The organism is Nocardioides sp., assembly GCF_024509035.1.
Lineage (GTDB): Bacteria > Actinomycetota > Actinomycetes > Propionibacteriales > Nocardioidaceae > Nocardioides.
Genome location: NZ_JANINT010000067.1, coordinates 1 through 10,111 on the forward strand (window position 1 = coordinate 1; position 10,111 = coordinate 10,111).

Below are 10,111 nucleotides of genomic sequence, written 5' to 3' on the forward strand. Positions count from 1 at the left end.
CGTCGGAGATGTCGTCGAGGAGGGCGTGGATCTGGTTGACGGCGCGCGTGACCCGGTGTGATGGGTGAGCTTGTGCGGTCATCGCCACTCCCGAGATGAAGTCGTGGCGGCAGTCTATCAAACACACCTTCGGAAAGTCAACAGCAGCGTGGATGTTCCGGCGAGGCGGCGGCCTGAAAGCCGGGAAGCATCCCGGGCCACGGCGGACCGTTCCCCGCTTTGCTGCCGAAGACCGCAGCCGGAAGCAGCCCGCAGCCGACGTACATCCGCCGCCCTGCGCGTGCTGCGGTGGTCTCGACGAGCTCGACCACCGGCGACGAGCTCGACCACCGGCGACGAGCTCGACCGACGATGGGCCCACGTACGCTCGAGCATCGTGAGCGATCGACTGGTGTGGCTGCCGTTCGACCCGGCCGAGCTGGGCGACCCGCCGGAGGGGTTGCGCTTCGAGGTGGTCGACCCGACCGAGCATGTCCCGGATTCGGTGGGGGAGGTGCGGTTCTACGTACCGCCGTACCAGGTGGGCAGCCGGGTCGGCGAGGTGTTGCCGCGGATGACGAGTCTCGAGGTGGTCCAGACCCTCACCGCAGGCGTGGACAACATCCGCGCGCACATCCCCGACGGCGTGACGCTGTGCAACGGCCGCGGGATCCACGACACCTCCACCGCCGAGCTGGCGTTGACCCTGATCCTGAGCAGCCTGCGCGGCGTCCCCGACTTCGTACGAGCCCAGGGGCGGCACGCGTGGACGCCCGGCTGGCGACCGGCGCTGGCCGACAAGCGCGTGCTGCTGGTGGGGTACGGCGCCATCGGCGAGGCCATCGAGCGCCGGCTGCTCCCGTTCGAGGTCGAGGTGACGCGGGTCGCGCGACGGTCCCGCGAGGGCGTGCACGGCATCGACGAGCTGCCCGGCCTGCTGCCGGACGCCGACGTCGTGGTGCTCGTCGTACCCCTCACCGACGAGACCCGCGGCTTGGTCGACGCCGGATTCCTCGCGGCGATGAAGGACGGCGCGCTGCTGGTCAACGTCGCCCGCGGGGCGGTCGTCGACACGACCGCTCTCGTCGAGGCGCTCGACGCGGGCCGGATCCGGGCCGCCCTCGACGTGGCCGACCCCGAGCCGCTGCCAGAGGACCACGCGCTCTGGGACGCGCCGGGCCTGTTGATCTCCCCGCACGTCGGCGGCGCGAGCAGCGCCATGTGGCCGCGCGCGCACCGGCTGGTGCGCGACCAGCTGCACCGCTACGCCGCGGGGGAGCCACTGTGGAACATCATGTCCGGCGCCTACTAGCCCCCGCATAGACTCCGGCACGTGACAGGGCGGATCCGCGAGGAGGACATCGCGACGGTGCGCGAGAAGGCGCGCATCGACGACGTCGTCTCGCAGTACGTCACGCTGCGCAACGCCGGCGGCGGCTCGCAGAAGGGACTCTGCCCGTTCCACGACGAGAAGTCCCCGTCGTTCAACGTCAACCCGAGTCGCGGATTCTTCCACTGTTTCGGCTGCGGAGAAGGCGGCGACGTCATCACGTTCCTGATGAAGATCGACGCGCTGACGTTCGGCGAGGCCGTCGAGCGGCTCGCGGAGAAGGTCGGGGTCCAGCTGCGCCGCGAGGAGGGCGACGTACGCGAGGAGCGGCCCAAGGGGCCGCCGCGGCGACGGCTCGTGGAGGCACACCTGGCCGCCCAGAGCTTCTATGCCGAGCAGCTCGCGAGCCCCGACGCCCTGGTCGCCCGCCAGTTCCTCGCCGAGCGCGGCTTCGACCAGTCGGCCGCCGAGCTCTTCGGGGTCGGCTTCGCGCCCCGCGAGGGTGCGACGCTCAAGAACCACCTGCGCCAGCAGGGCTTCTCGGCCGAGGAGATGACGGTCGGTGGCCTGATCGGCCCGTCGGGCTACGACCGGTTCCGCGGCCGGCTGCTCTGGCCCATCCGAGACGCGAGCGGCGACACGATCGGGTTCGGCGCCCGGCGGCTCTTCGACGACGACCGGGTGGAGGCGAAGTACCTCAACACCTCCGAGACTCCGATCTACAAGAAGAGCCAGGTGCTCTACGGCATCGACCTGGCCCGCCGGGAGATCGGACGCGCCTCCCGGGCCGTCATCGTCGAGGGCTACACCGACGTGATGGCCTGCCACCTGGCGGGGGTGACCACCGCCGTCGCGACCTGTGGCACCGCGTTCGGCGACGACCACTCCCGGGTGCTGCGCCGGTTCCTCAACGACCACGAGGAGTCCCGGGGCGAGGTGATCTTCACCTTCGACGGCGACGCCGCCGGCCAGAAGGCCGCGCTGCGTGCGTTCGGCGGCGACCAGAACTTCGTCTCCCAGACGTACGTCGCGGTCGAGCCGGATGGGCTGGACCCCTGTGACCTGCGCATCCAGAAGGGCGACGCCGCGGTCCGCGAGCTGGTCGCTCGCCGGGTGCCGCTCTACCGTTTCGTGCTCACCAACGTCGTCGGCAAGTACGACCTCGACCGCGCCGACGGCCGGGTGGACGCCCTGCGCGAGGGCGCCAGGCTCGTCTCGAGCATCCGGGACCGATCGAAGGTCGACGCCTTCGCCCGCGAGCTCGCCGGGATGGTCGGGGTCGACGTCGACGAGGCCCGCGCGGAGGTCCGCCGCGCCGCCAACCGTCGTCCCGGGCAGGAGCAGAGGGGCGGCGCCGCCGCCGCGGCCACCACCCCGGAGCCGCAGTCCCGCGCCGCCGTGCCCGACCTCGGCGACCCGCGGTTCGCGATCGAGCGCGAGACCCTGCAGCTGGTCATCCAGCACCCGATGACGATCGGACGCAGCACGGGCGACATCGGGGTCAACGACTTCACCCACCCGACCTACCGCGGGGTGTGGGAGCTGGTCGCGGCCGCGGGCGGGCCCGGGGCGGGGGCGGGCGACCCCACGTGGGCGAGCCGCCTGCGTGACGCCGCCACCGACCCTGCGGTCTCGGCGGTGATCAGTGCGCTGGCCGTGGAGCCCCTGAAGAAGGAGCCCGACGCGGCGTACGTCGCCGAGCACGTCTTCCGGCTGCTGGAGCTGACCGCCGCCCGGCGGATCGCGGCCATCAAGTCCAGGCTGCAGCGCACCAACCCCGTCGAGCAGCCCGAGGAGTTCAACAAGATGTTCGGAGAGCTGGCGGCGCTCGAGGCCCACCGGCGCGGGCTGCGCGACCGGCTCTCGGGGAGCGCCACGTGAGGCGGCTGCGCCGCGAGCGTCCGCCCCTCCGCGTCGAGCGCGGCGAGCGGCTGCTCGCCGACACCGCCGCCGCCGAGGGACACCTGGGCGGCACCCGCGACGCGCTCTACCTGGTGCGCTCGCGCGCGGGGTCGTCGTTCGAGCTCAGCGAGACCGTGCGGATCCCCTGGGAGGAGATCGAGGCGGCCGACTGGGACTCCGACGCCTTCGTGCTGCGGGTGACCGAGGTCGGCAGATGGGGCGAGCGGCGACCCGAGCACCGGTTCACGATCGAGGAGCCCGGACGCCTGCTCGAGCTGGTCCGCGAGCGGGTCACCGCCAGCATCGTGCTGCAGCGCCACGTGATCGTCGACGGCCGCCGCGGCCTGCGGGTGATCGCCCGGCGCGCGCCGCGAGGCGACCAGCCGGTCCAGTGGGTCTACGAGTTCGACGAGGGCGTCGACCCCGACGACCCCGAGGTCCAGCGGCTCGCGCAGGAGGCGCTGGCTGTCGCGATGCGCGACGTGGGCCTGGACTGACCGCGGGCGGCTGTGTCTCGTCGCGACGCAGCGGGGCGGATTTTTGCTTGCGCGGCGGGATTGCTAACCTGTGCGGGCTGCACCGATCCCCTGTAGCTCAACTGGCAGAGCATTCGGCTGTTAACCGGAGGGTTGTTGGTTCGAGTCCAACCGGGGGAGCAGAGAGAAGGGCCTGGCTGATGCCAGGCCCTTCTGGCTCTCGAGAGGCGCTACTCGCCCCAGCCCATCGGGAAGACCTCGAAGGCGGCAGCGAACGTCGTGCCGAGCCGCTGGCCGGTCTGGCGCCCGAACCCCTCCAGGAACTCGCGGGCGTCGAAGTCCTCCCAGCCGAGACCATCGATGTAGGCGCGGTGGGCCTCGAGCGAGGCGACGCCGGCGTCGAAGGTATCGGTGGTGTCGACGGCGTGGGTGGCGCTCGGCGACCCGAACGCCCAGACCGCCCGCACCTCGCCCCAGGGCTCGAGCCCGTCGGTGAGCTGGTCGGCGAACACCCAGCGGTTGCCGGCGTCGCGGACGGCGTCGACGACCGCGCGACCGGTGGCGACGTGGTCGGCCTGGTTGAGGTTGGCCCCGCCCCAGGTGTCGCGGAAGTTGCCGGTGATCACGATGTCGGGGCGGAAGCGGCGTACGACGCCGGCGATCTCGCGGCGCAGCGCCACGCCGTACTCGAGCACGCCGTCGGGCTGGTGGAGGAACTCCACCGCCGAGACGCCCACGACGCGCGCCGACTCGACCTGCTCGGCCTCGCGCACGACCCGGCACTCGTCGGGGTGCATGCCGTCGATGCCGGCCTCGCCGCTGGTCACCATGCAGTAGGTGACGTCCTTGCCCTGCGCGGTCCAGCGCGCCACGGCAGCGGCGGCGCCGAACTCCATGTCGTCGGGATGGGCGACGACGCACAGGGCGCGCTCCCAGTCCTCGGGCAGCGGCTCGAGCGGCTCGGGCTGATCTGGCATCTCCGACCTCCTGGTGGTGGGCGTGGCAGGCTGCCACCCATGGTGCAGGAGTACGCCGACATCGCGCTGCGCCTGCCGTCGGCCAGTGAGCGGTGGGCGGGCGAGCGGTTCCGTGCCGAGCTGCGGACCTGGGTGTCGGGGGCCGTGGGCGAGCCGACGTCCCTCGAGCCGGTCAAGCAGCGCCCCTGGGCGACCGTCTGGCGCGTCGAGACCGGTGCAGGAGTCTTCTACGCCAAGCAGAACTGCTCGACCCAGTCCTACGAGGCCGCGGTGGTGCTGGCCCTCAACGACCTCGCCGCGCGCCACGTCGTGCCGCTGGCCGCCGTCGACACCACGCGTGGGCTGTTCCTGACCCCCGATCTGGGCACGCCCCTCGGCGAGGCCGCCGCTGACGACGATGTCGACCTGTGGTGCCGGGTCGTGGCCGCGGGTGCCCAGCTCCAGCTCGAGGTCGCTCGGTACGTCGAGCGGCTCGTCCGTGCCGGGCTGACGACGCTGGCACCTGGCGACTGTGTCGGCTACGTCCACCAGCAGCTGGCGGCGTTCGCCGCGCTCCCCGAGGACGACCCACGGGCGATGCCGGCCGACCAGCAGGCAGCGGTGCGCGCCGCCCTCCCGCAGGTGTCCGCCTGGGCCGATCAGGTCGCCGCGCTCCGCCTCCCCCTGACCCTGTGCCACAACGACCTGCACGGCCACAACGTGTTCGAGGTCGGTGGAGAGCTGCGCTTCTTCGACTTCGCCGACGCGATGGTCACCGAGCCGATGGCGGCGCTGCTGGTGCCGCTCAACGTCCTGGCCCACCGGAGGGGGCTCGCGCCCGACGACCCACGACTGGCCCGGGTCGCCGACGCGGCTCTGGAGGTGTGGAGCGAGTACGCCCCGCTCGCCGAGCTGCGCGCGGCGCTGCCGGCCGCCCTGCAGCTGGCCCGGCTGGCGCGCACGGAGTCCTGGATCCGCTGCACCGCGGCCATGAACGACGCCGAGCTGGGCGAGTGGGGCGACTCCGCGGCGTACTGGCTCGGCTCGCTGGTCATGGCGCCCCCGATCGGGGGTACGGCATCTGCATGACCTACGCGCTCAGCCGCCTGATGTCGACCGCCACGGCCGGCTATGCCGGCTACTGCCTCGCTCGCCCCGCCCACCTGCCCGAGGCGCTGCACGCGGGCCGCCAGGACCGCCCGGGGCTGGAGCTGCTGGCGCGGACCTACGGCGTGCGCGACGCCGCGATCAGCGGGGCCGCGCTGCTCGGCCGCTCGCCCCGGACGCTCCGCACCGCGATGCTGCTGCGCATCGCCATGGACCTCGGCGACGGCGCCGTGCTCTCCGCGCGCACCGACGACCCCGACCTGCGGCGCAAGGTCCTGGCGATCACGCTGGGCTGGGCGGGGCTCAACGCGCTCGCGCTCGCGATCGACACGGCGCGAGACGACGGCTAGGTCAGGCCCTGATCCCGTGGGTGAGATCCGCGTGGGCATCTCCGGTTGGACCTACGCCGGGTGGCGCGGCGACTTCTATCCGTTGGGGCTCCCGCAGAAGAAGGAGCTCGCCTACGCCGCCGAGCGGATGGGCTCGGTCGAGATCAACGGCTCGTTCTACAGCCTGCAGCGACCCACGTCGTACGCCTCCTGGGCCGAGCAGACCCCGGACGACTTCGTCTTCGCGGTCAAGGGCGGCCGGTTCGTCACCCACATGAAGCGGCTGCGCGACGTCGACGCGCCGCTGGCCAACTTCTTCGCCTCCGGCCTGCTGGCGCTCGGACCCAAGCTCGGCCCGATCCTGTGGCAGATCCCCGAGCGCCTGCAGTTCGATGCCGAGCTGGTCGCGTCGTTCTTCGCGCGGCTGCCGCGCACGATGGGGGAGCTGGCCGAGCACGCACGGCGCCACGACGCGAAGGTCCCCGAGGAGCGCGCGCTCACCACCGTGCCCGACGGGCTGGTGGACCAGAAGGTGCGGCACGCGCTGGAGTTCCGCAGCCCGTCGTTCTGCACCGACGAGGCGTTCGCACTGCTGCGCGAGCACGACGTGGCCTGCGTGGTCGCCGACACCGCGGGCCGCTTCCCGATGGCCGAGGCGGTCACCTCCGACCTCGTGTACGTCCGGCTGCACGGCGACCAGGAGCTCTACACCAGCGGGTACGGCGACGCCGCGCTCGACCGGTGGGCCGAGAAGTGCCGGCGCTGGGCCGGGGAGGCGGGCGTCGAGCAGGTGGTCGTCTACTTCGACAACGACGCGAAGGGCTTCGCGCCCCACGACGCCCTGCGGCTGATCGACCGGCTCAACCGTTGAGCTCAGCCGTTCAGCCGGGCGAAGATGCCCTTCTGCGCCTTGTGCAGCCGCGGGAACTCTGCGAACAGGCGGTCGTAGACGTCGCGGTGCGCCGGCACCGGTTCGAAGACACGGTCGACCGGCACGAGCGAGCGCACGTCGGCGTACGCGACGTCGCGCAGCGCAGCCCCGGCGGCGAGGCCGGCTCCACGCAGGCCGGTGAGCAGTGGCTCCTCCGCACGCTCGAGCACCCGCCCGCACACGTCGGCCACGACCTGGCACCACAGGTCGGACTGGGCCCCGCCGCCGATGATCCGCAGCGGCTCGAGCCGCCGGCCGGTGAAGTGGTCGGCCGCCTCGAGCAGCCAGCGGGTGTTGAGGGCCACGCCCTCGAGCACGGCGCGGGCGAGGTCGGCGCCGGTGGTCGCGACGCCGATGTTGTGGAAGCCCGCCCGCGCGGCGCGGTCGTCGACGGGGCTGCGCTCGCCGGTGAGCCAGGGCGTGAACATCACGCCGCCCGATCCGGCCGGTGCCGTGGCGGCGAGGTCGGTGATGTCGTCGTACGACGGGGCGGGCCGGTCGCGCTCGGCGAGCGTGCCGCGGTACCACTGCAGGCAGCGGCCGGCGCTGTCCTGGTTGTCGCCGAGCAGGTAGGGGTGCGGACCGATGCCCGGCACCGTCGCGCACTGGCGCAGCAGGTCGGTCTTCTTCCGGTCCAGCGGGCAGGTCACCCATCCCGAGGTGCCGATCGAGATGTGCGCCTCGTGCAGCCCGAGGCTGCCGGACCCGATCGCGGCCGCGTGCAGGTCGGGCAGGCCGGTGACGACCTGGGCGGCGGGGGAGATGCCGAGGTCGTCGGCGACCTCTCGTCGGACCGTGCCCACCACCGACCCGGACGGCTGGAGCGGCGGCAGCTTCTCGGGCGGCACCCCGGCCCGGTCGACCAGGACGGTGTCGTACCCCACGACCTCGGGGTGGCGGTTGTCGGTGAGCCAGGCTGCGGTCATCGACATCGGCGAGGCGGCGGCCACCCCGGTGAAGCGCATCGCGAGGTGGTCGACCGGCTCGAGGTACCACCGGGCACGGGCGGCGAGCTCGGGACAGTCCCGCTCGAGGTGCAGGATGTGGCCGAGCGGGTCGGCCCCCGAGGTCGACGGCACCCCGCCCGTACGCCGGATCCACGTCGCGAGCGGCCGGGCGCGGTAGCCCTGGATGCGGCCGCCGACGAGCGCCCGCGCGTGGGGCGCACCCTGGGTGTCGGTCCACAGCAGGCACGGACCGACCGCGCGGCCGGAGGCGTCCACCGGGACCGTGCTGCCCCACTGGCCGGTGATCGCGACGGCGACGACCTCACCGGCCGCGGGCGGGGCCGACCCCAGGAGCCGGTGCGTCGACTCGCGGACGAGGTGCCACCAGCCGTCGGGGTCCTGGGTGGCCGAGCCGTGCTCGGCGTACTCGGTCGTCAGCGGGTGCTGCTCCCACCGCACGATCTCGCCGTGCGTGGTGACCAGGCCGACCTTGATGCCGCTCGTGCCGAGGTCCACGGCCAGCACCAGCCGACGGGCGGTGCTCATGCGGGCGGGACGCTCTGCTGGGCGTCGAGCAGGTCGCTCATGATCGCGACGATGAACTCCTCGACCTCGTCGGTCATCCCGCCGGCGACCCCGCCGTAGATCGCGCTGCTGGCGGCCTCGACCCCGGCGGCGTGCTGGCGGCGTGCGTGCTCGACGGCGTCGGCGAGGTCGGCGGTCCAGGCCTCGACCACACCGGGCTGCGTCTGGGGCCGGGTCACGGCCAGGTGGATGGCGTTCGGGTACTGCTGCCCGTTGAGCCGCCAGCCGCGCTCTCGCAGCGCGTCGTTGACGTGGTAGATGTCGAACGCGTCCGAGGTGAAGCTGAAGCAGAACGTGGGGTTGCCGAGGATCCGCAGCTCGGGGTGGCTGCGGACGGCCGCCTTCATGCGGTCCGCGGTCTCGAAGATCTCGCGCGCGTGGTGCAGGTAGCCGTCGCGGCCGTGGCTGACCATCGAGGCCCAGGTCGCGGCGAGCAGGCCTCCGGAGCGGGACCCGTCGATGCCGGGGGACATGTACTTGCCGCCGCTCCAGCCGGCCAGCTGGAAGTACTGCGCGTTGCGGTAGGCCTTGTCGCGGAACAGCAGCGTCGAGGTGCCCTTGAACGCGTAGCCGTATTTGTGGGTGTCCGCCGAGATGCTGGTGACGCCCGGCACCCGGAAGTCGAACGGCGGCAGGTCGTACCCGAGCTCCTCGCCGAACGGCAGGATGAACCCGCCCAGGCAACCGTCGACGTGCAGGCCGGTGCCGTGGTCGAGCGCGACCCGGCCCAGCTCGGCGATCGGGTCGATCGTGCCGTAGCCGTAGTTGCCGGCCGAGCCCATGATCGCGATGGTGTCGACGTCGACCAGTGCCGCCACCGCGGCCGGGTCGACGACGGTCGTGGCCGGGTCGACGGGCACGGTGCGCAGCTCGACGCCGAGCAGGTGGCAGGCCTTGTCGAACGCCGGGTGCCCGGTCTCGGGCTTGACGAAGTTGGGCCGGTCGATGCCGCGGTGCTCGGCGGCGTGCTCGCGGTAGGCGAGGACGGCGTGCAGGATGCTGCCCGTGCCGCCGCTGGTGACCATGCCGGCCGGCGTACCGTCCTCGACGGCGTCGGCGTGCATCAGGTCCAGCGCCATCGCGATGATCTCGCCCTCGAACTTCGTGGCGCTCGGGCACATGTCGCGCTGCAGCGCGTTGACGTGGGCGAACAGGCCGAAGGACTCGGTGAGGAACCGGTAGTGGTCGTGGTCGCCGCAGTACATCGTCCCCGAGCACTTGCCGGTCTCCCAGACCGCGTCCTCCTCGGTGGCCATCGCGTGCAGCTCGGCGAGGATCTCCTCGCGCGGCCGCCCGTGGTCGGGGAGCGTGCGGTTGACGGGGAAGCGCTCGGCGTACGGGAAGTCGCTCATCTGCGTGCGACCCGGTGCCCCCGCGCGGCCGCGGCCGGGTCCCTCCGTCTCGGAGGGTAGCGGCGCAGGGCGCGTTGTGGACGTCAGACGGACGGAGCAACCGTCGGCTCCAGCCGCATGACGTCCCGGATCGAGCGACGACTAGGCTCCCGTCCGCACGGGGCGGTAGCTCAGTCGGTCAGAGCAGAGGACTCATAATCCTTGGGTCGTGGGTTCG

Annotated in this window: 9 protein-coding genes and 1 tRNA gene; 7 read left to right on the forward strand and 3 right to left on the reverse strand. The window is 72.6% G+C overall.

All coding sequences use genetic code 11. From position 1 onward, the window contains the following. The first annotated feature begins 376 nt into the window (after positions 1-376). The 4 genes from Q0L15_RS06100 (at position 377) to Q0L15_RS06115 (ending at position 3,867) form a co-directional block, all read left to right on the forward strand. The gene (locus Q0L15_RS06100) at positions 377-1,291 is read left to right on the forward strand and encodes a 2-hydroxyacid dehydrogenase (RefSeq protein ID WP_296602991.1); all 915 of its coding nucleotides are present in this window, start codon (positions 377-379) and stop codon (positions 1,289-1,291) included. A 21-nt stretch (positions 1,292-1,312) separates the two neighbouring features. Next, entirely contained in the window at positions 1,313-3,190 is a 1,878-nt protein-coding gene (gene dnaG, locus Q0L15_RS06105; RefSeq protein WP_296602993.1) for a DNA primase, read from the forward strand. Then, a complete protein-coding gene (locus Q0L15_RS06110; protein ID WP_296602994.1) occupies positions 3,187-3,708 on the forward strand; it encodes a hypothetical protein in 522 nt (173 codons plus the stop codon). The genes dnaG and Q0L15_RS06110 overlap by 4 nt, the downstream gene beginning before the upstream one ends. Positions 3,709-3,794: 86 nt before the next feature. After that, positions 3,795-3,867 (forward strand) — tRNA-Asn (locus Q0L15_RS06115). A gap of 50 nt (positions 3,868-3,917) precedes the next feature. On the opposite strand, the gene Q0L15_RS06120 is transcribed toward Q0L15_RS06115, so the two are convergent. Beyond that, positions 3,918-4,664, reverse strand: a complete 747-nt coding sequence (locus Q0L15_RS06120) for a PIG-L deacetylase family protein (protein WP_296602996.1) — start codon at positions 4,662-4,664, stop codon at positions 3,918-3,920. 39 nt (positions 4,665-4,703) lie between these two features. Between Q0L15_RS06120 and Q0L15_RS06125 the strand changes: the two genes are divergently transcribed. The 3 genes from Q0L15_RS06125 to Q0L15_RS06135 are packed head-to-tail and all read left to right on the forward strand — an operon-like array spanning position 4,704 to position 6,950. Next, positions 4,704-5,732: a phosphotransferase gene (locus tag Q0L15_RS06125; protein ID WP_296602997.1), complete on the forward strand. Its 1,029-nt coding sequence runs from the start codon at positions 4,704-4,706 to the stop codon at positions 5,730-5,732. Then, on the forward strand, positions 5,729-6,100 hold the full coding sequence (locus Q0L15_RS06130) for a hypothetical protein (RefSeq protein WP_296602998.1): 372 nt from the start codon (positions 5,729-5,731) through the stop codon (positions 6,098-6,100). The genes Q0L15_RS06125 and Q0L15_RS06130 overlap by 4 nt, the downstream gene beginning before the upstream one ends. A 16-nt stretch (positions 6,101-6,116) precedes the next feature. Beyond that, a complete protein-coding gene (locus tag Q0L15_RS06135) occupies positions 6,117-6,950 on the forward strand; it encodes a DUF72 domain-containing protein (RefSeq protein WP_296603000.1) in 834 nt (277 codons plus the stop codon). A gap of 2 nt (positions 6,951-6,952) precedes the next feature. Here Q0L15_RS06135 and Q0L15_RS06140 read toward each other — a convergent pair whose 3' ends face one another. Further along, positions 6,953-8,503, reverse strand: coding sequence for an FGGY-family carbohydrate kinase (locus Q0L15_RS06140; protein ID WP_296603001.1), 1,551 nt, complete (start codon positions 8,501-8,503; stop codon positions 6,953-6,955). Next, on the reverse strand, positions 8,500-9,894 hold the full coding sequence (locus Q0L15_RS06145) for an aspartate aminotransferase family protein (protein ID WP_296603003.1): 1,395 nt from the start codon (positions 9,892-9,894) through the stop codon (positions 8,500-8,502). The genes Q0L15_RS06140 and Q0L15_RS06145 overlap by 4 nt, the downstream gene beginning before the upstream one ends. Positions 9,895-10,111: the final 217 nt, after the last annotated feature.